Raw genomic sequence first — 23,258 nt, 5'->3', positions numbered from 1 at the left:
CTCCTGGTGCCGTCAGAGCACCGACGGCGTCGCCATCCGGGCCCATGTCTCGAACTCCGTGACGACCGCGTCGGCGAGCCGTGCCGCGTCGTTCGGGCGCAGGTGGCACACCACGGTGAGCGTGAACGCGTCCCCTGCCTGTGCCAGGGCGAAGCTGGCCGTGCCCGGGTGCTGAAGGGGCGGCAGCCCGACCGTGCGCACGAGCCGACGGCCCTGGAAGGTGCCGGATCCGCCGGGCCACTTCATGGCCGTGGTCGCGGTCGCCGCGAAGCAGGAGTGGCGACCGCGGTCGGCCAGGAGCCTGGTGACCCAGGGACCCGCCCGGCGAACCGCTTCCGCGGCGGGGAACAGCACGCCGGCGTGGGCGGCGGCCCGCTCGGGGACGACGGCCATCGCGTCCTGGCACGCCCGCAGCCGCGCCACCGGACCGTCCACGTCGACGGGCAACGGCACCCGAACGACCGTGACGGTGTTCCCGAGTTCTCCCGTGGTCGCCCCGGTGCGCAGGTCGCACGGTACGGCCGTGTACGCGGGCTCGTCCCGCTGCCGCCACCGCCGCACCGGCCCGTATCGGGCCCGCACCGCCCCGGCCACGGCACCCACCAGCAGTTCGTTCAGCGTCGCACCACGGCCGTCGGCGGGCTGTCGGCGCGCGGACCGGACGGTGTGCGCGGGCAGTTCGCTCACCACGACCGAGGAGCACGGCTCCCCGGACGGCCGCATCGGAAGGGCCTGTCCCGCGGCCGCCATCGTCATGAGCTCCCTGCCCGCCGCCTTCAGCCCGGACCGCGCCGGCGGTGCCGACCGCACCGACTCCCTCGCCGCCGGGCCGTCCATCAGCGAACGCATCAAGGTCGCCAGGGAACGCCCGTCCAGCAGCGCGTGCTGGGCCACGAGCGCCAGGGCGAAGTCACCGCCGTGCGCGGCGTCCGGGAGCACGCGGAGCCGCCAGGGCGGCAGCCCGCCGGCCAGCGGCCGGTCCACGCTCCGCGCCCACAGGTCGTCCAACTCGGTCCCCGCCACGCCGACATGCGCGACGGGATCGAACGGGCCCGGGACGACCCACCGCATACGGCCGCGCCACCCGGACAGCCCCTGCCGCGCCGCCCCGCCGCTGTCCGTCGGGCCGTCGAGCACGCAGTTCATCCGCTCCAGACCCGCCCACCGCTCGGCGACGCGCGCCCGCACCTGCTCCACGTCGGGCTGCTCGCCGGAAAGGACCACCGCCAGGCCGATCACTCCCGGACACCCGTTGAGCAGCAGCATCTCGTCGGCATAGGACAGTCTCATGCGGTCTCTCCGGCTCGCAGTCCAAACGCCCGCCCCGTGATGGAGCGGGCGTCGAACCGAACACTTCCTACGGTCTACTTGAGCGCTCCGCTGTTGCAGCCCATGTCCGAGCCGAGGTGGCTGGGCTGCGCGGCGGGGGAGCCCTCGCCGTTGAGCGCGTTGCCCAGCGCGCCGTTGATGAGACCGAGGCTGCCGAGGACGTCGATGTTCATGTCGTGCGAGCGGCACTCGATGCCCTGCGTGATGTCGACGTCGTGGGCCATCGCCTCGCCGTGGGCGGCGGCGGTGCCGACGCCGAACGAGCCGACACTGCCGAGGACGGCGCCCACGAGGGCGACCTTCTGAAGCTTGCGCATTTCTTCTCCGTTGGTCGAGCGGACGTGCTGTGCAGCAGATCGAGTCAGAACGTTGGTGACGAGGGGTCAGGGCCCTCAGCCGAGCCGGGGCAGACCCAACTGGCCCACCGGAGGCGCCGCGACCTGTCCCAGACCGAGTCCGGGCACCTGCGGTGCGCTGGCCGGCGAGATCAGCGGGTTGATCAGCGGGTTCACCTCGGGGTTCACCTGCGGGTTCACCTGCGGCGCGACCCGCGGCGGGGGCTCCGGGTTGAAGACCTGCGGCGCGGAGACCTGCGGAGCGACCTGCGGCATCACCTGCGGCGCGGCCTGCGGGGTGACCTGCGGCACGACCTGCGGGGCGGCGGGCTGGGGCGCGGCCGCCGGCGAGGAGTGCGGCGCGCCGGAGGCCTCCGCGTACCCGCCCGACGACGCCGAGGCGGAGGCGTAACCGGTCTCCTGCCGCGGGGCGGGCGCCGGGGGCGCGTAGTGCGGCGCCGGGGCCGGCTGCGGGTGCGGACGCACGGCCTGCGCGGCGCCCGTCGAACGGGCCGCCGCCGTCACCTGCGGCTGCTGCGGCGCGTACTGGGGAGCGGGCGCCGGAGCGTACTGGGGAGCCGCGTACTGGGGAGGAGGCGCCGGAGCGTACTGAGGTGCCGCGTACTGGGGAGGAGGCGCCGGAGCGTACTGGGGAGCCGCGTACTGGGGAGGAGGCGCCGGAGCGTACTGAGGTGCCTGATATTCGGGAGCGGGAGCCGGTGCGGCACCGCTGTACCCGACGGGATAGTCGGCGGCCTCGCTGACGCCGGCACCGATGGCGGTCAGACCGCCGGCCGCTGCTACGACGAGCGCGGCCTTGTGAAGCTTGCGCATGGAACCCTCGGCCCTTCATTACCTGTACAGGGAAATCCGTTGTATTCAGTGCAGTCTTGCGTGCGCTCAGTCTGATATTCGTACTGCGCCCTTACAGGGGTAATGCCTGAGCTGTCATGTGGACTTCACGCCGGAGCAGGCAGCGGATCCCGTTGCCTCTCTCTGATTCCGGATCGCTGCCCTCTCTCAGCTGGCAACGACATTTCTCCGGGCAGGTCACGGGATCCGAATTTTCGTCACTCAATTGCCATCGATCGGATAAAAGGCTCTGATGAACACCCTCTGGCAAATGAGTGACGGCATCCGGGCCCACGTGACCGTAATCGCACTTGTCTCGTTCCCCCCAGGGTCAGAGCGATGGTGCATCGCAGCCGCATTTCCATACGTTCCCTGCACAGGTCAATGAAGGGCCGAGGTTCCATGCGCAAGCTTCATCAGGTCGCGCTCGTCGTAGCAGCAGCCAGTGGTCTGTCGGCCATCGGTGCCGGACCCAGCGTCGCCGACGCCCCCGTCGGATACGGCGGCACCGCCTCGCCGCCCGTCGGCCAGCCGGACGTCCAGGCCACCTCGTGGGGCAGCTCGCAGGCTTCCGCCCAGTCCTCCAACTTGCCGGGCGGGCACCGCCAGGCGGCCCCGGCCCCCCAGCGGGGCGCCGAGGTCACCCCGCAGCTGAACCCCCAACTGAGCCCGAAGATCAGCCCGCAGATCAACCAGCAGCCGGCCGCGGCGCCGGCCGGCCCGGTGCAGCAGGCCAACCTGTTCCGCCCGTACCAGGAGTGCAGCCCGCAGTCCCTGGTCAACGCGGCTGTCCCGGTCGCCGTACTCGCCGCCTCCGAGACCCGGGGCATCGACTGCGACCAGGCCAACAGCCAGGCGAACTCCCTCGCCCACGCCCGTTACACGCGCTAGAAGACACGCCGCGAGGAGATCCGGACCTCATCTCCCTCGCGGCGACCGTGCTGGTCGCAGCGCTCAACGAGCGACTGTGACCAGCACTTTCACATCACACCTCGGTACGCGATGCGGCTTTTGGGTGCTTCCGGCACGAGATCGCGAACTCCGGCGTGCCTCCGGGACATATCGGGATACTTCGTATTAATCTTCCGTAACTGTACGAAGTCGATCTCGCACAGATCGCACCCACCTCACTCCACCGGAGATGACATGCACAAGGTTCGCAAGGCCGCCGTCGTGATTGCCGCCATCGGCACCGTCGGACTCCTGGGCGCCGGCACGGCCACCGCCGACGGCCACGGCGGCAAGGACGGGGGCAAGTTCAGCGTCCTCCAGAGCTCCAACTGCAAGTCGCACGACCTGAACGTCGACGTCCTCGGCCAGGTCGGCGTCCTCAACGGCCTGCTGGGCAGCGCGCTCAACGGCGAGGGCAACCCGGGCGCGCAGGACACCCACCTGGGCTCGTCGATGGGCTGCAACAACAGCGCCTTCTAAGGCACTGACGGCCGCACAGCCGGCCGAAGCGGGAACCAGGTCCCGGTACCGAGCCTCAGGCCCGGTACCGGGACTCCTTTTTGCGCCGCGCATTTGCGTCGCGATTCCCGTACCGAACTGAATTTCCCGGCCATCCGCCAAGATGGTGAGACTTTCCCGAATTCGGCGCGCCGCCGTTTGCTCCGGAATATTTCCTATTAGCCTCCGTAACTGTACGAAGTCGATCTGAAATGGATCGCACCCACTCCACTCCACCGGAGATGAACATGCACAAGCTCCGCAAGGCCGCCGTCCTGGTCGCCGCTCTCGGGAGCGTCGGACTCCTGAGCACCGGCGTCGCCCACGCCGACGGAGGCGGCTGGGGCCAGAAGGGCACGAACGTCGACGTTCTCCAGAGCAGCAACTGCAAGTCGCACGACGCCAACGTCAGCGTCCTCGGCCAGGTCGGCATCGCCAACGGCCTGGGCGGCAACCTGCTGAACGGCGAAGGCAACCCGGGCGCGCAGGAGACCGGGCTCGGCTCGGAGATGGGCTGCAGCAACAGCGCCTTCGGCAAGTGACGTAAGCCGCGTCGTTCCCGGTGCCCCGGCCTCAGGCCGGGGCACCGGGCTTTTGTCTGCCCCGCCCCGCCCCGGAGGGCCCGCCTGGAATCCGGAAACCGAAATGCCGGACCGGGATCACTCCCGGTCCGGCATCGGCCGCTCACGCGCCTCAGAAGTGGAACTTGGGGATCTTGATTCCCTTGGGCAGCTTCGCCGTGTTGTTGCACTCCACGACCGGCCCGGACTTCACGGACCCGCCGTTCAGCATGTGGCCCTCGGGCATCGCGACGCGCGGCCGCTCGACCGTCGAGCAGTCCTGCTTCTGCTTGAGGACGTACCCGTTGCGCTTGTCCCTGTGGACGACCTCGCTCTTCTTGACGCAGACGATGTCCCCCTCGGCGGTGAGCGTGCAGGCTCCCTTGGGATCGTCGGCGTACGCCGGCGCGGCACCGCCGTAGATCACGGCGAGAGCTCCCAGGAGCCCCGAGACGGTTGCGATCTTCTGTCGACCGATCATGTACGGCGTCCTTTGCAAAGGTCGAATACGACGGAACTGCTACAGCCCGGCCGCGCACCCTGTACGGGTCTGCCGCGCGGCCGGGCTGCATTTGCTAAGGGTGTTGTCCAGCACACCGTTGAAAACAGCTCGATCCGGTCCAGGAGCTGGGCGTTCAGATCGCGCGATATGCATAACGGTGTTCCGACGGATGTCGATGCGCCTGTCGCGACGCCCCGAGGTGCCGGCCTAGGGGGCCAACTGCCGCTCGGAGTACGGAGCCACCCGCTCCGCGGTCATCGCGACGAAATCACAGTGCCCTGAAATTCGCGCATCGCATCCTCGGTGCCTTCTTACTGAGCGGCGTACGTCGGAGCGGTGTACGACGGAGCGCTGTACTCACCGTAGCCGTACTCCGGCGCGGCGGCCTTGGGAGCAGCCTCCGGCGCGGCCTGCGGAGCCGCAACCGGAGCAGCAACCGGAGCGGCGTGCGCCTTGTCGGTCGGGGCACCCCACGTGGCAACGGCGTTGGCCGTCGAGGTGGAGACCGCGGAGACAACCTGACCGTCGAAGTCGTCGCCCTCGTGAGCGAAAGCGGTGCCGGCACCGACACCGAAGGCGGACAGCCCTGCGACGGCCGCGGCTACGACCGCAACGCGCTGAAACCTGCGCATAGTTAGACCCTTTCTTCCCGGGCACTAGGCCCTGGCTTGACTACTTAATGTGAGCATATACAAGCGAACCGTAGCAATTTGGGACCTTTGACCCTTCTCTGTGTCGTGTCGGCTTATAAGGAAACGACGTTGCCCCGCGGCCGGGTCACGGGCGTCCGGACGCGGTCACCCATTTGCCGAACCGATGTCGATCCGACGGACGCGGACGCGAAACAGCGGATGGCCGGACCGGGTCAACCCGGTCCGGCCATCCGCTGTTTGAGGCTCAGCCCAGGATGCGGGCGAGCAGCGGACTGGTGTCGCCCGCGTCGTTGTCGGTGCTGTTGTCGGGCGCCACAGGCGTCAGGTCGGAGCAGGTGATGTGGGGGCCGATCCGCGTCTGCCCGTTGGACAGCAGACCGGGAGTGGGCAGCGTCAAGGGCTTCGTCGGCTGGCAGTTCACCGACCGGCGGACGGTGAACCCGTCACCCTCGGGCGTCTGCCCCTGGATCTGCTGGGTGCAGACGATGTTGCCCTGGGCGTCGAGCGCGCAGACGCCCGGGCCCGCGGCGTGAGCCTGGCCGGCGCCGAGACAGGTCATGGCGAGGCCACCGAGAAGCCCGGCGGCGGCCGCGATCTTCTTTCCGTTGAACATGTGTTGCGTCTCCTTTTGCGGGGGGTTGCCCGGGCGCAATACACCGCGAACCGGCCGCGCCGGGCCCTGGGGGTGTCGGAGAGACAGGCCCCGCTCCCGGTACATGTCCGGGACGCTCGGGGCCTGTTCGCTTACGAAGTGAAGGACGGACCTGAGGGTCACTGATCCGCGAGGGACCAACCGCTCATCGGTACGCCGGAATTCAGGACCGCAGCGAACGCATACGGGCCGAGGGAGCGGTCTGGCGCTCCGGGCAGCCGCACATGAACGGGCCCCCTCGGGGGTGACCCCGAAGGGGCCCGCGGAAGGCGTCGCGCACGACTATGCCGCCGACCTCAGCCAGTGAAGGCGTTGTTGAACTGGCCGCACGTGGTGTCGAAGGTCTCGGAGAGACCGAGCACGGCGATCGGGATGTCGGCCTCGCCGACCGTCTGCGGGCTGCACTCCTGGTACGGGCGGTACAGGTCGGACACGGTCGGCCCGCTCCCGTACGCGACACCCGTACCGGCACCGATGGCGGACAGGCTGCCGGCCGCCGCCGCGACGATCATGACCTGGTGAAGCTTGCGCATGGAACCCTCGGATTTCATTACATTTACATTGAGGCTGATTGCCTACTGTGACGGAACGAACACTAGCAGTAGCGATCCTATTCCATACCGGCACATGTCCCGTGTCCCAACGGGGAGATGAGATGCGGGCGAATGAAAAGAAGGAATGAAAAACGAACTGCGGGGCGGTTGTCGTCGACAACCGCCCCGCCTGTTTTGGAGCCCCCTGTCGGATTCGAACCGACGACCTGCTGTTTACAAGACAGCCGCTCTGGACCAACTGAGCTAAGGAGGCCTGCGCGCCCTGTCACGCACGCGCCCGTGCAGTGTACCCAGGTTCCGAGTGGGCCCTGTCGAAAATTTCCGCGAAGTTCACATGCCTCCAGGTACTGACATACGGGCGAACGCCGGGTACCGTCCAGATCCAGTCCGCACATGTGGACTAAACCAACCACCTTCCTACAACGGATCGTCCGGCACGTTCCTGCCGGTAGAAGGGGGCCCATTCACCATGGCCACTGTCTCGTTCGACAAGGCGACCCGGATCTACCCGGGCACCGAGAAGCCCGCCGTAGACGCGCTCGACATCCACATCGAGGACGGAGAGTTCCTCGTTCTGGTCGGCCCGTCCGGCTGCGGCAAGTCCACCTCGCTCCGCATGCTGGCGGGGCTCGAGGACGTCAACGGCGGCGCCATCCGCATCGGTGACCGCGACGTCACGCACCTGCCGCCGAAGGACCGGGACATCGCCATGGTGTTCCAGAACTACGCGCTGTACCCGCACATGACCGTCGCCGACAACATGGGCTTCGCGCTCAAGATCGCCGGCGTGCCGAAGGCCGAGATCAAGCAGAAGGTCGAGGACGCGGCGAAGATCCTCGACCTCACCGACTACCTCGGCCGCAAGCCGAAGGCGCTCTCCGGCGGTCAGCGCCAGCGTGTCGCCATGGGTCGCGCCATCGTGCGTGAGCCGCAGGTCTTCCTCATGGACGAGCCGCTGTCCAACCTGGACGCCAAGCTCCGTGTGTCGACCCGTACGCAGATCGCGTCGCTCCAGCGCCGTCTCGGCATCACCACCGTCTACGTCACCCACGACCAGGTCGAGGCCATGACGATGGGTGACCGCGTGGCGGTCCTCAAGGACGGTCTGCTCCAGCAGGTCGACACCCCCCGCAACATGTACGACCGCCCGGCCAACCTCTTCGTCGCCGGCTTCATCGGCTCCCCGGCCATGAACCTGGTCGAGGTCCCGATCACCGACGGCGGTGTGAAGTTCGGCAACTCCGTCGTCCCGGTCGACCGTGACGCGCTCTCCGCCGCCACCGACAAGACCGTCACCGTCGGCGTCCGCCCCGAGCACTTCGACGTGGCCGGCTCCGGCTCGGAGCAGGGCCTCGCCGTCACCGTCAACGTGGTGGAGGAGCTCGGCGCCGACGCGTACGTCTACGGCACCGCCAAGGTCGGCGGCGACGACTCCAAGGACCTGGTCGTCCGCGTCAGCGGCCGTGACGTCCCGGAGAAGGGCAGCACGCTGCACATCGTCCCGCGTTCGGGCGAGACCCACGTGTTCTCGACCTCCACGGGCGAGCGGCTCTCCGACTGAGGGCAGCGGCAAATACAGGCAGTACAACCCCGGGTAATTCACCCAGGTTGACGAAGAGGGCCCCGCAGACGCCTGCGGGGCCCTTCTCGTTGTCGATAAATACCCCGGCATACCGGTCATTTCGAGCACTGTACGTCAACACTCCGCCCGAAATGAGAGACGTCTCCGTCCCCCGAACCGGTGACTAAATGTCGCCATATCAGCACCGAACGCTACCCTCACTCGCGTGAAGCACTCCACCACCCAACAGACACGACACGGCCACCGGGGCCCCGCCCGCCAGCTCGGCCGCACTCTCGCCCTCGTCCTGCCCGTCTTCCTGGTGCTCTCCGGGACGCTCGCGGTCACCCGGGTCAACTGGTCGGGGAACCCCTCGGACTCGGTACTGACCGCGACCGACGTCTCCAGCAAGGGTGACGGGAAGAACGCCGCCGCACGCGCCCCACAGGACGCGCTGCGCGACCAGCTCCTGACCGAGTTGCAGGAGAAGAACCCGGGCGTCGCCCTCACCCACCTCCAGCAGGCCGTCGACGAGCGCCCGTCGCTGGGCCGGCACTGCGCCTCCATCGCCCGCGCCCTGGGCCGTGCGGCGGTCCGTGTGTACGGTCCGACGCGCGCGCAGTCGTATGCCCGACCCGTCTGTGACACCGCGTTCGCGGCGGGTGTGGCAGCGGCACACAGCTAACGGATGGTTTCAGGCGATTCACGAACGGTTGTCGGCCCGATGCCGCGAGCGGGGCGCCGCGTACAGTTCGGTCATGACTGATCCGAACGCCGCGTCCCGCCCCGTTCAAGCCGTCGTCCTGGCCGGGGGCCAGGGTTCCCGACTCCGTCCGTACACCGACGATCGGCCCAAGCCGATGGTCGAGATCCCCGGCACGGGGACGCCGATCATCGGCCACCAGCTCACCTGGCTCGCCGAAGAGGGTGTGACGGACGTCGTGGTCAGCTGCGGCCATCTCGCCGAGGTTCTCCAGGACTGGTTGAAGACGGCCGAGCTGCCGGTCCGCGTCACGACCGTCGTCGAGGAGGAGCCGCTCGGACGGGGCGGCGGCCTGAAGTACGCGGCCGCGCATCTTCCGCACCCGGAACAGTCCTGGTACGCCACCAACGGGGACATCTGGACCCGTTTCTCGCTGCGCGACATGGCCGACTTCCACACCGAGCGCGACGCGGTCGCCACGCTCGCCCTCGCCCGGCCACGCATCCCGTGGGGTGCCGTGAAGACGGACGGCTTCGGGCACATCACCGACTTCATCGAGGCCCCGCCGTCGACGTTCGAGATCAACGCGGGTGTCTACGTCTTCTCGCCCGCCTTCGCCGACCTCCTCCCGGCCCGGGGCGACCACGAACGCACCACGTTCCCCCACCTGGCCCGCGAACGCCGCCTGGCCGGGTTCCCCATCCCCCAGGGCGCGTACTGGCGCGCCATCGACACGGCGAAGGACCTGACGGAGGCCGCGAAGGAACTGGCGGCACTGGGCCGCTAGCCGCTCCGCGGGCGCGCCGGGCCGCTCAGCGGCTTCCCTGCACGGGCTTCGCCCTCCCGCCCCCTTCGCGCTCCGCCGCCCGGGCATCCTCCAGCCCGTCCGGCGTTCGAGGACGAGGAAGTCATGCCGACGGGCCCCGGACGAAATCACGTCCGGGGCCCGTCGGCGTCATGGCGATCGAATCAGACAGGCGCGGGGCGTCAGCCCAGGAGGCCACCCACCAGGCCCGGTTCGTCGTCGGCGGAGCCGCCCGTCGAGCCGCCACCGGAGGACGGCCCCCCGGAGGTCGGACCGGTGCTGGTGCTGGGCACCTCGTCGACCGGAGCGGACTGCTGCGGCGGAGCCTGCCCCGCCGTGCCCTGCGTCTGGCTGGGCCTACCGACACCGGCGGTGCCCGTGTCGCTCGTCGCCCCCGGCGTGGTCGCGGCCCCGGATGGCGTGGCCGCCCCCGACGTGGCGCCCTGGGTGGGCGAGTTGGAGGCCGACGGCGTCCGCTTGTGCCGCTGGCCGGGCTCCTGCGGGAGGGGAGAGCCGGGCAGTTCGTTGCGGGGAGCCTCGCCGGGGCCGGGCACCACGACGCGGTCGGCGTCACGCACCGCACCGCCGAGCAGCGAGCCGATCAGGAGGGTCAGGCCGGCGACGATCGCCGTGACCAGGGCGCCGCGGCGCAGGACGTACTGGCGCAGCTCCCAGATGTCGGAACGCGGTCCGAGGCGGCGCCAGGCCATGCCCGCGAGGCGGCCGTCGATGGAGTAGACCGGGGCACCGGCGATGATCAGCGGCGACCACGCGGCGAGGTAGATGATGTCGGGGGCGTCGTAGACCGGGACGCTCTTCCAGCTGACGGTGAGCAGAAGCGCGGCGGACAGCAGCGCACCGACGACCGCGGCGACCCGCTGCCAGCACCCCAGGACCGTGAGCACACCCACGATGACCTGGAAGAAGGCGATGACGAGGCCGGAGCCGACGGGGTGTGCGAGGGCGAACTGGCGGAGGGGTTCGGCCACTTCCCAGGGGTGCAGGGTGTTGAGCCATGTCACCATCGAGCCGCGCTTGCCGCCGTCGAAGTAGACGGGGTCGCAGAGCTTGCCCATGCCGGCGTAGATGGAGATGAAGCCGAGGAAGACGCGCAGGGGGAGGAGGACGACGCCGAGGTTCATCCGGCGCCCGGGGTAGTACGCGTGCCGCGCGGGGTCGTCGCCGGAGCGCCGCAGGGGCGGGTCGGTCTCGTCCGGACCGTGCCGGTCCTCCGCGAACTCCCCGTCGTCGTAGGGGAGTTCCTCGTCGTACGCGCTCTCCACGGTGCGCATGTTCGGGAGCAGCCGGGTCTCGAGCGATTCGTGGGTGCGCTGCGCGCCCACGATCGGCGTCTCGACGGTCTGCTCCAACACGTCGTCATAGCCGTCGTCGTAGCCACTGCCGACGTCGACGCGCGGGATGACCTGGGTGGCTCCTCCGATACCGGGCATCGGTTCGTCGCCGTGGCGGACGCTGCCGTCCCGTACGGCCTGGAGCAGCCGGTGGGCGCCCGTGTCGTCGGGCGCGGACGTGCCGTTCCAGACGGCGACCCGGCGGCGGGCGGCGGGGGCCGCTCCCGCTCTGCCGGCCGCGCCCATGACGGGGATGCGGGCGGTGTCCTCGGTGGCGCTCAAGTGCCCTGTGATCCGCGGGGATTTGGCCCGCCCGGCCGACGCGCCCAACAGCACGCGGAAACTCGCGTGATTGACGATGATCTGCGCCGGATCACTCGGCACCTTCACCATGCTCAGCGCGGGAGCGTCGTCGTATCCCGACGAGCGGTCCCCCGTGGGTGTGCGGGGTGTTCTGGTGTCCACACTCAACTAACCGAGTGACATGTGGTTAGGACACTGCTTTGACCGGTCCGATCTGTCCGGACCCCGTCAAGGATGCGCAGGTCGCACCACTGTCACCAGAATTAACCCGCACGGGTGACGCCACGGATGCCTGTTCAGACGCGTCGGCGAGCCGCCTCGTAGAGGACGATCCCCGCCGCCACACCGGCGTTGAGCGACTCCGCGCCGCCGGGCATCGGGATGCGCACGCGGAAGTCGCACGTCTCGCCGACCAGGCGGGACAGGCCCTTGCCCTCGCTGCCCACGACGATGACGACCGGGCCGTCCAGGGCCGCCAGGTCGCCGAGTTCGGCCTCGCCGTCGGCGGCGAGGCCGACGACCACGATGCCCGCCTTCTTGTACGCCTCCAGGGCGCGCGTCAGGTTCGTGGCGCGGGCGACCGGGGTGCGGGCCGCCGTGCCGGCGGAGGTCTTCCAGGCACCGGCCGTCATGCCCGCCGCGCGCCGCTCCGGCACGACGACGCCGTGGCCGCCGAAGGCGGAGACCGAGCGGACGACGGCACCGAGGTTGCGCGGGTCGGTCACGCCGTCGAGGGCGACGATGAGCGGGTCCTCGCCGTCGTCGTAGGCGGCGCTGGCCAGGTCCTCGGGATGGGCGTACTCGTACGGCGGGACCTGGAGGACCAGGCCCTGGTGGTTGAGGCCGTTCGTCATACGGTCCAGCTCGGGGCGCGGGGCCTCCATGAGGTTGATGCCGCCCCGCTCGGCGGCGAGCTGGAGGGCCTCACGCACGCGCTCGTCGTTGTCGATGAACTGCTGGACGTAGAGGGTGGAGGCCGGGACGCCCTCGCGCAGCGCCTCGACGACCGGGTTGCGTCCTACGACCATCTCGGACGTGCCCTTGCCGCCGCGGCCGCGCGGCACGGGACGGCGCGCGGCCTGCTTCGCCTTGGCGGTCGCGATGCGGTTCTTCTTGTGCTTCTTGCGCATCTCGGCGGGCGGGGTCGGGCCCTTGCCTTCCAGACCCTTGCGCCGCTGGCCGCCACTGCCGACCTGCGCGCCCTTCTTGCCGGACATGCGGCGGTTGTTCGCGGCCATGACCTACCTGTCTGTCGTGAGCTTTCGTACGTACGTCTATGCAGTGTGCCGCCCGGAGGGCCGGGCGGCACAATCGATCTTCCGGAAGCCGGGTCCGATCAGCGCGGTCCCAGGGTCCAGCGCGGTCCCTGGGGGCCGTCCTCGATGACGAGGCCCGACTGGTTGAGCTGGTCGCGGATGGCGTCCGCGGTGGCCCAGTCCTTGCGGGAGCGGGCCGCCTCACGCTGGTCGAGAACCATACGGACCAGGGTGTCGACGACGCCGTGCAGGTCTTCGCCGCGGTCGGTCTCGCCGGCCCAGTGCGCATCGAGCGGGTCCAGGCCGAGGACGCCGAGCATGGCCCGTACCTCGGCGAGGCGGGCCACCGCGGCTTCCTTGTCGTCGGCGGCGAGGGCGGAGTTGCCCTGGCGAACTGTGGTGTGCACGATCGCCAGCGCCTGCGGGACCCCCAGGTCGTCGTCCATCGCCTCGGCGAAGGCCAGCGGCACCTCGGCGGACGGCTCGACGACGCCCGCCTTCTCCACCACGCGCTGCACGAAGCCCTCGATGCGCGCGAACGCGGACTCGGCCTCGCGCAGGGCCTCCTCGCTGTACTCGATCGTGGAGCGGTAGTGCGGGGTGCCCAGGTAGTAGCGCAGGACGATGGGGCGCCACTGCTTCACCATCTCGCTCACGAGGACGGAGTTGCCCAGCGACTTGGACATCTTCTCGCCGCTCATGGTGACCCAGGCGTTGTGCACCCAGTACCGGGCGAACTCGTCGCCGTACGCCTTGGCCTGGGCGATCTCGTTCTCGTGGTGCGGGAAGATCAGGTCGAGGCCGCCGCCGTGGATGTCGAAGGCGGAGCCCAGGTACTTGTGGGCCATCGCCGAGCACTCCAGGTGCCAGCCCGGGCGGCCCCGGCCCCACGGCGTCTCCCAGTCGGGCTCGCCGGCCTTGGCGGCCTTCCACATCGCGAAGTCGCGCGGGTCCCGCTTGCCGGAGATGCCCTCCTCGGCGGGCTGGCGCATCTCGTCGAGGTCCTGGCGGGACAGCTCCAGGTAAGAAGGCCACGACCGGACGTCGAAGTAGACGCTGCCCTCGGCCTCGTAGGCGTGTCCGCGCTCGATGAGCCCGCGCATCATCTCGACCATCTCGGTGACATGGCCGGTGGCGCGGGGTTCGTACGTGGGCGGGAGGCAGCCGAGAGCGGAGTAGCCGTCGGTGAAGGCGCGCTCGTTCTCGTAGCCGATCGACCACCAGGGGCGGTTCTGTTCGACGGACTTCGTGATGATCTTGTCGTCGATGTCCGTGACGTTCCGGATGAACGTCACCTCATAGCCGCGGTACGCGAACCAGCGGCGCATGATGTCGAAGTTGAGCCCCGAGCGGATGTGCCCGATGTGCGGCGCGGCCTGCACGGTGGCGCCACAGAGGTAGATCGAGACGCAGCCCGGCTGGAGCGGGGTGAAGTCACGGATCTGCCGGGCGCTGGTGTCGTACAGGCGAATCGTCACGACACCTAGGGTAGTGGGCCGCGCGGGGTGCGTGGAGCAGTCCCTCGGTTGTGATGCGTGCCTGTCCGCGCGGCGGGTTCGCCCCCCTCAGCCCACCCGCACCACCAGCGCGGTCGCCACCGCCATCAGGCCCTCGTCCCGGCCGGGGAAACCCAGGCCGTCCGTCGTCGCTCCCGACACCGACACCGGCGCCCCGGCCGCCTCGGAGAGGATCTTCTGGGCCTCGTCCCTGCGCTTGCCGATCCTCGGGCGCGGGCCTACGACCTGTACGGCGACGTTCCCGATACGGAAGCCCGCCTCGCGTACGATCCGGGCCGCCTCGCCGAGGAGTACGACACCCGGGGCGCCCGACCACTCGGGGCGGGCGGTACCGAAGTGCTGTCCCAGGTCGCCGAGGCCGGCCGCCGAGAACAGCGCGTTGCAGGCGGCGTGCGCGACGACGTCCGCGTCGGAGTGGCCGGCGAGACCGGGCCCTTCGCCCTCCCACTTCAGGCCCGCGCACCACAGCTCGCGGCCCTCCTCGAAGGCGTGGATGTCGGTGCCGATGCCCACCTGGGGCAGCGGGATCCCGGCGTTCTCCGTGCCCGGTGCCTCAGAAGCCATCGTTCAGCCTCCGGCGCGCCAGGACCGCCTCCGCCAGGACCAGGTCCAGCGGGCGGGTGACCTTGAAGGCCTCCTCGTGACCGGGCACCACCACGACCGTCAGGCCGAGCTGCTCGACCATGCTCGCGTCGTCGGTGACGTCGTCGGTCACCGTCTCGTGGGCCCGGATCAGCGTGGCGCGGTCGAAACCCTGGGGGGTCTGCACGGCGCGCAGGCGGGCGCGCCGCGGGGTGGCGACCACCGGTTCGGGCTCGCCCGTGGCGGTGGCCGGCTCGACCTCCTTGACCGTGTCCGCGAGCGGCAGCGCGGGCACCACGGCCGACGCCCCGTCCCGTACGGCCTCGATGACGCCGTCGACCGTGTCCACCGGGACCAGCGGGCGCGCCGCGTCGTGCACCAGCACGATGTCGTAGTCGGGCGGCAGGGCGTCGAGACCGAGCTTCACGGACTCCTGGCGGGTCTCGCCGCCGGGGACCACCAGGAAGTCGGTGCGCTCGGGCAGGGCGTGCGCGTCGAGCAGGCTCTTGACCTCGGCGGTGCCGTCGGGCGGGGCCACGACGACCACGAGGGAGACGGCGCGGGACGCGGCCATGGCGCGGACGGCGTGGATGAGCATCGGCGTGCCGTTCAGCGCGCGAAGCGCTTTGGGGGCACCCGGACCGAGGCGTACGCCCTTTCCGGCGGCCGGAATCACGACGGCGGTACGAGTCTCCGCGGGGACACCCGTGGGCGAAGGACGCGAAACGTCAGACATCGGTTCCTGTCAGGTTTGTGTGCTCTGCCTACGTGGGTATGGCCTCAGCGTGCCGGGTGGGACGTCTTGACCGAACCCTTTCCGTGACAACGGTCGAGACAGCTGCCCGGACCCGGCACATCAAGTATCGGGGGCGCCCCCGAGACAAGACGTACGGCGTCGTGAAGCGAACATGCCGCAGCGCCCGGCGACAGCAATTACGTCATCGGGCACCGCGGCACTTCTTTTAAGGCAACACAGCCAAGACACCACAGCGCTGTGCTGAACTGAGGCGGACCAACCGCGTCAGGACGCGAGAACCTCGTCGAGCAGAGCCTCGGCCTTGTCCTCGTTGGTGTTCTCCGCGAGGGCGAGCTCGCTCACCAGAATCTGGCGGGCCTTGGCGAGCATGCGCTTCTCACCGGCGGAGAGTCCACGCTCGCGCTCACGACGCCACAGGTCACGCACGACTTCCGCGACCTTGATGACATCGCCGGAGGCGAGCTTCTCCAGATTTGCCTTGTAACGACGCGACCAGTTCGTGGGCTCCTCGGCGTACGGCGCGCGCAGCACCTCGAAGACCCGGTCCAGCCCGTCCTGACCGACCACATCACGCACGCCGACGAACTCCGCATTGTCCGCTGGCACACGTACCGTCAGGTCACCCTGGGCGACCTTCAGCACCAAGTAGGTCTTGTCCACGCCTTTGATCTGGCGAGTTTCGATGGCCTCGATCAGCGCGGCCCCGTGATGGGGATAGACCACGGTGTCGCCAACCTTGAACGTCATGTGACAGGTACCCCTTCCGTGGCTATCCAGGGTAACACGGAAACTGCGGGTTCTGAATGGCGTTTTCGCAGGTCAGGGCATATCTCGGGGCTTGACAACTCCAACACGAACGTGCTGCGCGGGCCGAACGGAAGAAGGTATTCGCAGGTCGGAGCGGCTCTGCGGGCGGGGTGAAACGTGCACGTTACGCGCATCCAGAAGCCCCTCGAAGTAGCAGAACGTACGCATATGTCCGGTTCCAGGTGTGCGACTTCCGCTACTCCGTTCGGCGTCCCGAGACGGATCCCGGACGAATCCGGAATTGATCACAGGCAGGTCGGCGGCACGGCCGGTGATCAATTTCGGGAAGGTCGCGTATTCCTTCACGGAAATTTTGCGCCGGGATGTGCGGGACGGCTTATGTGAATGACTGACGGGCTCCGGGCAATGTGACGCCCGGATCACTTGTGGGTGAAGGGACGGGGGGTGGAAGAGGTACTTCGACGGCACTTGGGCGCCGAGGGGAGGGTCGGGTGCGGTCGCGCGGGAACGGCTCGGTAACCTAAGGCCGCTGACAGACACTTAGGGCGGCTTTACTCGCCCGCCCCGTTCGAGTCAAGGAGTTGCCGCCGCCGTGAGCAGCAGCCTTCGACGCGGCGCCCTCGCCGCGGCCGCCATCGCGTTCTCCATCACGTCGCTCGGTGCGTGCGCCGCCGGCAACAACAGTCAGACGCTGGAGATCAAGCCGGACAACGCGGCCACCTCGGTCGGCGACATCAAGATCCAGAACGCCGTCGTCATCACCCAGCCCGACCTGGAGTCGACCGGCCCGGCCGTCGTCTCCGCGACGCTGTTCAACTCCGGCAGCACCGCGCAGACGCTGGACTCGATCAAGGTGGACGACACCGACAAGAGCGCCGTCCTCAAGCCCGCCAAGGGCGGCAGCCTGACCATCCCGGCCGGCGGCTCGCTGATCCTCGGCGGCAAGGACAACGCCTCCGCCACGCTGCCCAGCAGCCGTGAAGCCATCCAGGACGGCAACGCCCAGAAGATCACCTTCACCTTCAGCAAGACCGGTGACGTGAGCCTGCGCGCCTTCGTCGTCCCGGCCGAGCACTACTTCGAGAGCTGGGGCCCGAGCCAGGTCCCGGCGGCGCCCGACACGTCGGCCTCCCCGACCGGGTCGCCGGCCGCGGGCACCGGGGCCACCCCGGCCGACAGTGCCTCCCCGAGCGCGACGGCGAACACCGGAGCGGGCGCCGGGACCGGGACCGGCGACGAGGCCGGTGCGGCGACCCCGTCCGACAGCGCCTCGCAGACGGCCGCCGGCCACTGAGCGGTCGTACGGCACCCGCACAGCCGTAGAAGAAGGGCGGGACCCCCGATTCCGGGGGTCCCGCCCTTCTTACGTGCCGAGCTTGTTCCTACGGCGGTTTACGGCTCGAACTTGTAACCGAGACCACGCACCGTCACCAGATAGCGCGGCGCGCCCGGGTCCGGCTCGATCTTGGCGCGCAGGCGCTTCACGTGGACGTCGAGGGTCTTGGTGTCACCGACGTAGTCGGCGCCCCAGACGCGGTCGATGAGCTGCATGCGGGTGAGGACGCGGCCGGCGTTGCGCAGGAGCATCTCCAGGAGGTCGAACTCCTTCAGGGGGAGGTCGACCTTGGAGCCGGAGACCGTGACCACGTGACGGTCCACGTCCATCCGGACCGGGCCCGCCTCCAGGGCGGCCGGGGTGACCTCCTCCGGTTCGCCGCGGCGGCGCAGGACGGCCCGGATACGGGCGACCAGCTCGCGCGAGGAGAACGGCTTGGTGACGTAGTCGTCGGCTCCTATTTCCAGGCCGACCACCTTGTCGATCTCGCTGTCCTTGGCGGTGACCATGATCACCGGGACGTTGGAGCGGCCGCGCAGCTGGCGGCAGACCTCGGTGCCCGGCAGGCCGGGCAGCATCAGGTCGAGGAGGACGAGGTCGGCGCCGTTGCGCTCGAACTCGTCGAGTCCGTCGGGCCCGGTGGTCGCGACGGCGACCTCGAAGCCCTCCTTGCGGAGCATGTACGACAGGGCGTCGGAGAAGGACTCCTCGTCCTCGACGACGAGCACACGGGTCACGGAAGGACCTCCGGGGCGGAAAGCGTTTCGTACGCGGTTGAGTCAGGGGAAGAATCGCGGGATCTGCGGGAATTCGATGCGGCGGAATGCCCGGCCTCGTCGTCGAGATCGGGGTGCTGCTGTGCGCGGTCACGGGCCGCACCCGCCTCCGGCAGCCGGAGGGTGAACGTGGAGCCCTGTCCCTCGGAGCTCCACACCGTGACCTCCCCGCTGTGCGAGGCGGCCACGTGCTTGACGATCGCGAGACCGAGGCCGGTGCCACCGGTGGCACGGGAACGGGCCGGGTCCACGCGGTAGAAGCGCTCGAAGATGCGCTCCTTGTCCTTGTCCGAGATGCCGATGCCCTGGTCGGTCACGGCGATCTCGATGAGGTCTCCGCCCGGGGCACCGACCCGGCGGGCGGCGATGCCGACGCGGGTGCGGGCGGGCGAGTAGTTGACGGCGTTCTCGACGAGGTTGCCGAGCGCGGCGGCGAGCTGGCCGCGGTTGCCCCAGATGCTGAGGTCGTCGCCCACGGCGCCCGCCCGTCGCCCGCCGGCACCCTGCTCGGGACCTTCGGGCGTCCAGACATTCGAGGCCATGGTGATCTGCTTCGTGCCGGCGGCGTGCCGGCAGCGGTCCATGGCCTCCGCGACGAGCTCGTCGACGCGGACGGGCTCGGCGTCCTCCAGCGGGTCGTCGTTCTGCACCCGGGAGAGGTCGATCAGCTCCTGCACCAGGCTGGTGAGCCGGGTCGCCTCGATCTGCATCCGTCCGGCGAACCGCTCCACGGCCTCCGGATCGTCGGAGGCGTCCATGACGGCCTCGGAGAGCAGGGAGAGCGCGCCGACCGGCGTCTTCAGCTCATGGCTCACGTTGGCGACGAAGTCCCGCCGCACCGCCTCTATGCGCCGGGCCTCGGTGAGGTCCTCGACCAGGAGGAGGACGAGGCGGGAGCCCAGGGGCGCAACGCGAGCGGACACGGCGAGGGCGTCGCCGCGTCCGGTACCGCGCCTGGGCAGGTCCAGCTCGACCTGCCGTATCTCCCCGTCCCGTCTCGTGTCCCGGGCCATCTGGAGCATGGGTTCGACGGAGAGCTTGCCACCGCGCACCAGACCGAGGGCGTACGCCGCCGAGCTGGCCTTGACGACGGCGTCCGCCTCGTCGAGGACGACGGCGGAGGAGCGCAGCACCGACAGGACCGTGTCCACGCCGGGCGGCAGGACCGGGTCGGTGTGCAGAGAGGTTCGGGTGGGTCGCTTCAGGTCGCGTTCGCTCCAGCGGAACGCCAGCATGGCGATGACGCCGGTGAGTACCCCGGCGATCGCTGCCGCTGCGGCGACCGCCGCGTTCACGTCCATGCACCCAGGTTAGGCATGACGCGGGCGGTGGCCACAGCCGTCGGAGTGCGAGCTCGAACACTCGTCGCCCAGAGTTCACCTTGGAGCCAGTGGTGGTTCATTTGGGGTGGCGGAAACGGACGCGTAGAGCCCGAATAGTGGACGCGTGGGGTTCGCACAGGCGGTTTAGCGTGGGATCACACTGGCGGTTTCATGACAGTCCTACTGCCGTTTTCACGACGGTCTTACTGTCGGAGGTCCGGACGGTAAGACTTCCGGTTCGATGACAAGACTGCCGGTTCGACGACTCCGACCACAGTCTCCTGACCCGGAACCCCCGAGGCAGACGTAAGAGAGGGACCCTGATGCGGGACGCGTACCACGAGGAACTGGACTCGATCGGCGACGGTCTGGTGGAGATGGCCCGGCTGGTCGGGTCGGCGATCGGGCGCGCCACCGCGGCGATCCTCGACTCCGACCTCAAGCTGGCCGAGAGCGTGATCGAGGCCGACCAGAAGGTCGACGACCTCCAGCACGACCTGGAGGCCCGGGCCATAGCCCTGCTGGCGCGCCAGCAGCCGGTGGCGACGGACCTCCGCATCGTCGTCACGTCGCTGCGCATGTCGGCGGACCTGGAGCGCTCGGGCGACCTGGCCCAGCATGTGGCCAAGCTCACGCGGCTGCGCTACCCGGAGCGGGCCATCCCGCAGGACCTGCACGCCACCATCCTGGAGATGGGCCAGCTCGCCCAGCGCCTGATGGCGAAGGCGGCCGAGGTCATCATCACCAAGGACGTCGACCTCGCGCTCCAGCTGGAGCAGGACGACGACGCGATGGACCTCCTCCACCGCACCCTTTTCCAGCACCTGATGGACGAGCGCTGGAAGCACGGCATCGAGACGGCGGTCGACGTGACGCTGCTCGGCCGCTACTACGAGCGGTACGCCGACCATGCGGTGTCCGTGGCCAAGCGTGTGGTGTACCTGGTGACGGGTGAGCACGCGGACGAGCTGCAGACGGACATCCAGCCGGACATCCAGCCGGCGACGGGTGTGGAAGGGGCGTAAGCCACGGGCCGCGGCCGTAGGCCATGAGCGGGCTCGCGGCGGCTGTTCGGGGCGTGCGCAAGCCTCTGTGCGCCGTTGATGCGCCCAGCGGGGCGGGCATGGAATGGGCACAGGCACCAGCCTCGAGGAGGATCCATGGCCGAATCCCCCAGCACTCCCGGTACCACCCCCGACCCCACCCGGGAACGCCCGTCCGAGCAGCCCGCCGACGTCAGGAGCCTCCCGCTCTTCGGCGCCTGCGGCTGCGGCTCGGGGTGCGGGTGCGGGTGCCAGTCGGGGAACCCCTGCCAGTGCGGGTGAGGGCGTAGGACGCGGAAGGTATGGCACGGCGTACGGCGGTTTCTTACGGCGCCGTGGGTCTCGTACGACCCTGAGGGCTCCGGTGCGGTGGACGCGCCGGGGCCCTTTGCCGTTTGCCGCGGCAGGCGGCTGGCGGCTGGCCGGACGGAGCGCGGAATTTCGCTTGTGCCGCCGTCTGCAGGGGTGTGATTCAGGCACCGCGCGCGCTCTGCGCGCTGCGAGCGGCGAGGTATGGGGCGTCGGCCGGGCCGGAGCAGGAGAGAAGACGAGCAAGGGGGCGGCCATGCGGCTCGGGGTCGGCGTGGCCCTTCGAGCCGCCCGAGGGAACTGAGGCCCCCGCCCGGCCGCTCGCGCTGGGACGGCGGATGACCGCGCGCCCCCGGGACCCTCATGGGCCTGCGGCGACCGGTTCCCGGCCCCGCCCTCCACTCCCCCGCGGCGGGTGCGGGCGCGCAACGGGTCGGCGCGAAAGGCGCATTGCCGCACCTGTCCGGCGGCAGTAGAGCAGGAGCAGGGCAATGACCCGGGGGCGCCGGTGGCCGGCGCCCACGTCGTCTTCACCGCCGGGCCCCGCTGCCGTCACCGACACCGAGGGACGGTTCTCCCTCGATGCGCCCGTGCCGGGCGAGTACGTACTGCTGTGCCGGGCGGACCCCGCGACGGGGCCGCCCGGTACCACGGAGGCCACGGTGCGGGTGGGGGTGCGGGGTGCGGATCTGCCCAGGGGTGGGACTGCGGGCGAGGTGGCGGGCGGGACTGCGGGCGAGGCGGCGGGCGAGGCTGCGGGCGAGGCGGCGGTGCGGGTCGAGCTGACGCTCGGCTGACGTACCCGCTGTCGGGCGCCCCTCGACAGGCGATCCACACAAAACGGACTTACCGTCGAGCGGTGGGCGCAGCACCGGGTGAGGTGCCCTCACACGCCGGTACCGCCCGTCGACTTCCCTCACGACACCAACAGGAGACGACCTGCCATGGCCACAGCATCTGAAACGCCGGTACTGGACACCCTCGCCGCCATGACGGTCGACTCGGTCGAACGGTGCGGGCTGGTCCCGGAGACCTTCATGCTCACCCGCATCGCCGCCCTCGCCGCGTCGGACGCCCCGCCGATCTCGTACGTCGCCCACATCGACCCCGCCATCCAGGCCGGCCTGACCGCCGAGCAGGTGCAGGACGTCCTGGTCGCCATCGCGCCTGTGGTGGGTACGGCACGCGTCATGACGGCCGCCGGGAACATCGCCAAGGCGCTCGGCATGACGATCGCGGTTGCGGAGGCGGAGGCTCAGGGGCGGGCGTGAGGGCGAGGGGGCAGGCGTAGGGGCGGGAGCCAGGGCGCAGGGCTGGCCCCCGGCGCAGGGCGAGGCCCCGGCGCAGGGCGGAGCAAATCTGTGGCGGTCGGGCGGCGTTCTGACCGATGATCGAGCCCATGGACGCAGTCGTACAACGTGTACGCACGTCGTGGACGAAGAAGTCGCGGGGCGGCCCTGAAGCCGCCCGGCGGAACGCCGCCCCGACGGCCTTCCTGCTGCCTGCGGGCCTGAGTTGTGCGCTGCACGAGGTCGCCATGGGCGAGTCCGAGTCCTTCGAGCCTCGTACGTGGGTGACAGATCTGTCGGACCCGGGGACGATCCTCCGCGAGGTCGATGGCCTGCTGCGCGTGGATCCACCGAAGGTGACCATGTTCGGCATGCCTCGACGCGATCGGCGCCCACCTGCTGTTCGGCTGGCCCCCGGCCAGTGGCTCCAGTGGCAGATCAACTACCGGATCGTCGGCAGTTGCAGCGGGGAGTGGTCCTACCGGTTGGAGACGTTCAACGTCGTCCACGGCTCCGCGACGCCCGATGTGTTCCTGGGAGTGCCGACGCGACGTGTGGACGAGCGCCGGTCTCTCCGCTGAATACGCCTGCCGGACTCCCCCGTTACCTTCTAGACGGCCCCGATCTTGGGGCTCCCGGCCTTCTGGCCCGGCATGACTTTTGCCCCCTGTCGACCATGACCCGGGGGGTGGT

The 23,258-nt window shown here is 69.8% G+C and carries 26 protein-coding genes and 1 tRNA gene; 11 read left to right on the top strand and 16 right to left on the bottom strand.

Going from position 1 to position 23,258, the window contains the following annotated elements:
* Window positions 1-12: 12 nt before the first annotated feature.
* The 3 genes from ACFU95_RS31470 to ACFU95_RS31460 form a co-directional block, all read right to left on the bottom strand.
* Window positions 13-1,290 (bottom strand): WS/DGAT domain-containing protein, encoded by a 1,278-nt coding sequence (locus ACFU95_RS31470; RefSeq protein ID WP_383834350.1) that lies wholly within the window; start codon window positions 1,288-1,290, stop codon window positions 13-15.
* Between the two features lie 74 nt (window positions 1,291-1,364).
* Window positions 1,365-1,646, bottom strand: coding sequence for a hypothetical protein (locus tag ACFU95_RS31465; protein ID WP_383834347.1), 282 nt, complete (start codon window positions 1,644-1,646; stop codon window positions 1,365-1,367).
* Between the two features lie 75 nt (window positions 1,647-1,721).
* Complete coding sequence (locus tag ACFU95_RS31460; RefSeq protein WP_383834344.1) at window positions 1,722-2,498, bottom strand: hypothetical protein; 777 nt, start codon at window positions 2,496-2,498, stop codon at window positions 1,722-1,724.
* A gap of 420 nt (window positions 2,499-2,918) precedes the next feature.
* Here ACFU95_RS31460 and ACFU95_RS31455 point away from each other — a divergent pair, with 420 nt between their 5' ends.
* The 3 genes from ACFU95_RS31455 to ACFU95_RS31445 all read left to right on the top strand — a co-directional run bounded on the left by ACFU95_RS31455 (window position 2,919) and on the right by ACFU95_RS31445 (window position 4,507).
* Window positions 2,919-3,407 (top strand): hypothetical protein, encoded by a 489-nt coding sequence (locus ACFU95_RS31455; protein WP_383834341.1) that lies wholly within the window; start codon window positions 2,919-2,921, stop codon window positions 3,405-3,407.
* Window positions 3,408-3,662: 255 nt separating this feature from the next.
* Entirely contained in the window at window positions 3,663-3,947 is a 285-nt protein-coding gene (locus ACFU95_RS31450) for a hypothetical protein (protein WP_383834339.1), read from the top strand.
* Between the two features lie 266 nt (window positions 3,948-4,213).
* A complete protein-coding gene (locus ACFU95_RS31445) occupies window positions 4,214-4,507 on the top strand; it encodes a hypothetical protein (protein ID WP_383834336.1) in 294 nt (97 codons plus the stop codon).
* 151 nt (window positions 4,508-4,658) lie between these two features.
* Here the strand turns inward: ACFU95_RS31445 and ACFU95_RS31440 are convergent, their stop codons facing one another.
* The 5 genes from ACFU95_RS31440 to ACFU95_RS31420 all read right to left on the bottom strand — a co-directional run bounded on the left by ACFU95_RS31440 (window position 4,659) and on the right by ACFU95_RS31420 (window position 7,139).
* Window positions 4,659-5,006 (bottom strand): hypothetical protein, encoded by a 348-nt coding sequence (locus tag ACFU95_RS31440; protein ID WP_383834332.1) that lies wholly within the window; start codon window positions 5,004-5,006, stop codon window positions 4,659-4,661.
* Window positions 5,007-5,338: 332 nt separating this feature from the next.
* Entirely contained in the window at window positions 5,339-5,659 is a 321-nt protein-coding gene (locus tag ACFU95_RS31435; protein ID WP_383834329.1) for a hypothetical protein, read from the bottom strand.
* Between the two features lie 265 nt (window positions 5,660-5,924).
* On the bottom strand, window positions 5,925-6,293 hold the full coding sequence (locus ACFU95_RS31430) for a hypothetical protein (RefSeq protein WP_383834326.1): 369 nt from the start codon (window positions 6,291-6,293) through the stop codon (window positions 5,925-5,927).
* Window positions 6,294-6,628: 335 nt separating this feature from the next.
* Complete coding sequence (locus ACFU95_RS31425) at window positions 6,629-6,865, bottom strand: hypothetical protein (RefSeq protein WP_062723761.1); 237 nt, start codon at window positions 6,863-6,865, stop codon at window positions 6,629-6,631.
* Window positions 6,866-7,061: 196 nt separating this feature from the next.
* Window positions 7,062-7,139: transfer RNA gene (locus ACFU95_RS31420), tRNA-Thr, on the bottom strand.
* 216 nt (window positions 7,140-7,355) lie between these two features.
* Between ACFU95_RS31420 and ACFU95_RS31415 the strand changes: the two genes are divergently transcribed.
* From ACFU95_RS31415 to ACFU95_RS31405, 3 genes are all read left to right on the top strand, one after another.
* Window positions 7,356-8,447 carry an ABC transporter ATP-binding protein gene (locus ACFU95_RS31415; RefSeq protein WP_383834322.1) on the top strand — a complete coding sequence of 364 codons (1,092 nt, stop codon included), beginning with the start codon at window positions 7,356-7,358 and terminating at the stop codon, window positions 8,445-8,447.
* A 226-nt stretch (window positions 8,448-8,673) separates the two neighbouring features.
* Window positions 8,674-9,132, top strand: a complete 459-nt coding sequence (locus ACFU95_RS31410; protein WP_383834318.1) for a hypothetical protein — start codon at window positions 8,674-8,676, stop codon at window positions 9,130-9,132.
* Between the two features lie 73 nt (window positions 9,133-9,205).
* Window positions 9,206-9,937: an NDP-sugar synthase gene (locus ACFU95_RS31405; protein WP_383834315.1), complete on the top strand. Its 732-nt coding sequence runs from the start codon at window positions 9,206-9,208 to the stop codon at window positions 9,935-9,937.
* 200 nt (window positions 9,938-10,137) lie between these two features.
* Here ACFU95_RS31405 and ACFU95_RS31400 read toward each other — a convergent pair whose 3' ends face one another.
* From ACFU95_RS31400 to ACFU95_RS31375, 6 genes are all read right to left on the bottom strand, one after another.
* Window positions 10,138-11,772: a DoxX family protein gene (locus tag ACFU95_RS31400; RefSeq protein WP_383834541.1), complete on the bottom strand. Its 1,635-nt coding sequence runs from the start codon at window positions 11,770-11,772 to the stop codon at window positions 10,138-10,140.
* Window positions 11,773-11,906: 134 nt separating this feature from the next.
* Window positions 11,907-12,848: a 23S rRNA (guanosine(2251)-2'-O)-methyltransferase RlmB gene (gene rlmB, locus ACFU95_RS31395; RefSeq protein ID WP_383834312.1), complete on the bottom strand. Its 942-nt coding sequence runs from the start codon at window positions 12,846-12,848 to the stop codon at window positions 11,907-11,909.
* A 98-nt stretch (window positions 12,849-12,946) separates the two neighbouring features.
* Window positions 12,947-14,344: a cysteine--tRNA ligase gene (gene cysS / locus ACFU95_RS31390; protein ID WP_383834309.1), complete on the bottom strand. Its 1,398-nt coding sequence runs from the start codon at window positions 14,342-14,344 to the stop codon at window positions 12,947-12,949.
* Between the two features lie 87 nt (window positions 14,345-14,431).
* Complete coding sequence (gene ispF / locus ACFU95_RS31385; protein WP_383834306.1) at window positions 14,432-14,947, bottom strand: 2-C-methyl-D-erythritol 2,4-cyclodiphosphate synthase; 516 nt, start codon at window positions 14,945-14,947, stop codon at window positions 14,432-14,434.
* The gene (ispD, locus tag ACFU95_RS31380; RefSeq protein WP_383834303.1) at window positions 14,937-15,701 is read right to left on the bottom strand and encodes a 2-C-methyl-D-erythritol 4-phosphate cytidylyltransferase; all 765 of its coding nucleotides are present in this window, start codon (window positions 15,699-15,701) and stop codon (window positions 14,937-14,939) included. The genes ispF and ispD overlap by 11 nt, the downstream gene beginning before the upstream one ends.
* Window positions 15,702-15,986: 285 nt before the next feature.
* Window positions 15,987-16,469: a CarD family transcriptional regulator gene (locus tag ACFU95_RS31375; RefSeq protein ID WP_003953493.1), complete on the bottom strand. Its 483-nt coding sequence runs from the start codon at window positions 16,467-16,469 to the stop codon at window positions 15,987-15,989.
* Window positions 16,470-17,082: 613 nt separating this feature from the next.
* Between ACFU95_RS31375 and ACFU95_RS31370 the strand changes: the two genes are divergently transcribed.
* Window positions 17,083-17,784: a DUF461 domain-containing protein gene (locus tag ACFU95_RS31370; protein ID WP_383834300.1), complete on the top strand. Its 702-nt coding sequence runs from the start codon at window positions 17,083-17,085 to the stop codon at window positions 17,782-17,784.
* Window positions 17,785-17,882: 98 nt separating this feature from the next.
* Here ACFU95_RS31370 and ACFU95_RS31365 read toward each other — a convergent pair whose 3' ends face one another.
* Both ACFU95_RS31365 and ACFU95_RS31360 read right to left on the bottom strand, forming a co-directional pair.
* Window positions 17,883-18,563 (bottom strand): response regulator transcription factor, encoded by a 681-nt coding sequence (locus ACFU95_RS31365; protein WP_015659563.1) that lies wholly within the window; start codon window positions 18,561-18,563, stop codon window positions 17,883-17,885.
* Window positions 18,560-19,903, bottom strand: coding sequence for a sensor histidine kinase (locus ACFU95_RS31360; RefSeq protein ID WP_383834297.1), 1,344 nt, complete (start codon window positions 19,901-19,903; stop codon window positions 18,560-18,562). Before ACFU95_RS31360 ends, ACFU95_RS31365 begins: the two co-directional genes overlap by 4 nt.
* A 344-nt stretch (window positions 19,904-20,247) precedes the next feature.
* Here ACFU95_RS31360 and phoU point away from each other — a divergent pair, with 344 nt between their 5' ends.
* From phoU to ACFU95_RS31340, 4 genes are all read left to right on the top strand, one after another.
* Window positions 20,248-20,949 (top strand): phosphate signaling complex protein PhoU, encoded by a 702-nt coding sequence (gene phoU / locus ACFU95_RS31355; RefSeq protein WP_383834294.1) that lies wholly within the window; start codon window positions 20,248-20,250, stop codon window positions 20,947-20,949.
* A gap of 818 nt (window positions 20,950-21,767) precedes the next feature.
* Window positions 21,768-22,073 carry a hypothetical protein gene (locus ACFU95_RS31350; protein WP_383834291.1) on the top strand — a complete coding sequence of 102 codons (306 nt, stop codon included), beginning with the start codon at window positions 21,768-21,770 and terminating at the stop codon, window positions 22,071-22,073.
* Between the two features lie 147 nt (window positions 22,074-22,220).
* Window positions 22,221-22,547 carry a carboxymuconolactone decarboxylase family protein gene (locus tag ACFU95_RS31345; RefSeq protein ID WP_383834288.1) on the top strand — a complete coding sequence of 109 codons (327 nt, stop codon included), beginning with the start codon at window positions 22,221-22,223 and terminating at the stop codon, window positions 22,545-22,547.
* A gap of 128 nt (window positions 22,548-22,675) precedes the next feature.
* A complete protein-coding gene (locus ACFU95_RS31340) occupies window positions 22,676-23,146 on the top strand; it encodes a hypothetical protein (protein ID WP_383834285.1) in 471 nt (156 codons plus the stop codon).
* Window positions 23,147-23,258 lie beyond the last annotated feature (112 nt).

The sequence above is a fragment of the Streptomyces sp. NPDC057623 genome, from assembly GCF_042800355.1.
GTDB lineage: Bacteria > Actinomycetota > Actinomycetes > Streptomycetales > Streptomycetaceae > Streptomyces.
The sequence above is the reverse complement of the archived record's forward strand: the minus strand, read 5'-3'. Positions and strand labels throughout refer to the sequence as shown.

What these genes read in the sequence shown, in the direction of transcription:
- ACFU95_RS31470 (WP_383834350.1), bottom strand. Translation starts at nt 1,290, where the DNA reads ATGAGACTGTCCTATGCCGACGAGATGCTGCTGCTCAACGGGTGTCCG.
- ACFU95_RS31465 (WP_383834347.1), bottom strand. Translation starts at nt 1,646, where the DNA reads ATGCGCAAGCTTCAGAAGGTCGCCCTCGTGGGCGCCGTCCTCGGCAGT.
- ACFU95_RS31460 (WP_383834344.1), bottom strand. Translation starts at nt 2,498, where the DNA reads ATGCGCAAGCTTCACAAGGCCGCGCTCGTCGTAGCAGCGGCCGGCGGT.
- ACFU95_RS31455 (WP_383834341.1), top strand. Translation starts at nt 2,919, where the DNA reads ATGCGCAAGCTTCATCAGGTCGCGCTCGTCGTAGCAGCAGCCAGTGGT.
- ACFU95_RS31450 (WP_383834339.1), top strand. Translation starts at nt 3,663, where the DNA reads ATGCACAAGGTTCGCAAGGCCGCCGTCGTGATTGCCGCCATCGGCACC.
- ACFU95_RS31445 (WP_383834336.1), top strand. Translation starts at nt 4,214, where the DNA reads ATGCACAAGCTCCGCAAGGCCGCCGTCCTGGTCGCCGCTCTCGGGAGC.
- ACFU95_RS31440 (WP_383834332.1), bottom strand. Translation starts at nt 5,006, where the DNA reads ATGATCGGTCGACAGAAGATCGCAACCGTCTCGGGGCTCCTGGGAGCT.
- ACFU95_RS31435 (WP_383834329.1), bottom strand. Translation starts at nt 5,659, where the DNA reads ATGCGCAGGTTTCAGCGCGTTGCGGTCGTAGCCGCGGCCGTCGCAGGG.
- ACFU95_RS31430 (WP_383834326.1), bottom strand. Translation starts at nt 6,293, where the DNA reads ATGTTCAACGGAAAGAAGATCGCGGCCGCCGCCGGGCTTCTCGGTGGC.
- ACFU95_RS31425 (WP_062723761.1), bottom strand. Translation starts at nt 6,865, where the DNA reads ATGCGCAAGCTTCACCAGGTCATGATCGTCGCGGCGGCGGCCGGCAGC.
- ACFU95_RS31415 (WP_383834322.1), top strand. Translation starts at nt 7,356, where the DNA reads ATGGCCACTGTCTCGTTCGACAAGGCGACCCGGATCTACCCGGGCACC.
- ACFU95_RS31405 (WP_383834315.1), top strand. Translation starts at nt 9,206, where the DNA reads ATGACTGATCCGAACGCCGCGTCCCGCCCCGTTCAAGCCGTCGTCCTG.
- rlmB (WP_383834312.1), bottom strand. Translation starts at nt 12,848, where the DNA reads ATGGCCGCGAACAACCGCCGCATGTCCGGCAAGAAGGGCGCGCAGGTC.
- ispF (WP_383834306.1), bottom strand. Translation starts at nt 14,947, where the DNA reads ATGGCTTCTGAGGCACCGGGCACGGAGAACGCCGGGATCCCGCTGCCC.
- ispD (WP_383834303.1), bottom strand. Translation starts at nt 15,701, where the DNA reads ATGTCTGACGTTTCGCGTCCTTCGCCCACGGGTGTCCCCGCGGAGACT.
- ACFU95_RS31375 (WP_003953493.1), bottom strand. Translation starts at nt 16,469, where the DNA reads ATGACGTTCAAGGTTGGCGACACCGTGGTCTATCCCCATCACGGGGCC.
- ACFU95_RS31360 (WP_383834297.1), bottom strand. Translation starts at nt 19,903, where the DNA reads ATGGACGTGAACGCGGCGGTCGCCGCAGCGGCAGCGATCGCCGGGGTA.
- phoU (WP_383834294.1), top strand. Translation starts at nt 20,248, where the DNA reads ATGCGGGACGCGTACCACGAGGAACTGGACTCGATCGGCGACGGTCTG.
- ACFU95_RS31350 (WP_383834291.1), top strand. Translation starts at nt 21,768, where the DNA reads ATGACCCGGGGGCGCCGGTGGCCGGCGCCCACGTCGTCTTCACCGCCG.
- ACFU95_RS31345 (WP_383834288.1), top strand. Translation starts at nt 22,221, where the DNA reads ATGGCCACAGCATCTGAAACGCCGGTACTGGACACCCTCGCCGCCATG.
- ACFU95_RS31340 (WP_383834285.1), top strand. Translation starts at nt 22,676, where the DNA reads ATGGACGCAGTCGTACAACGTGTACGCACGTCGTGGACGAAGAAGTCG.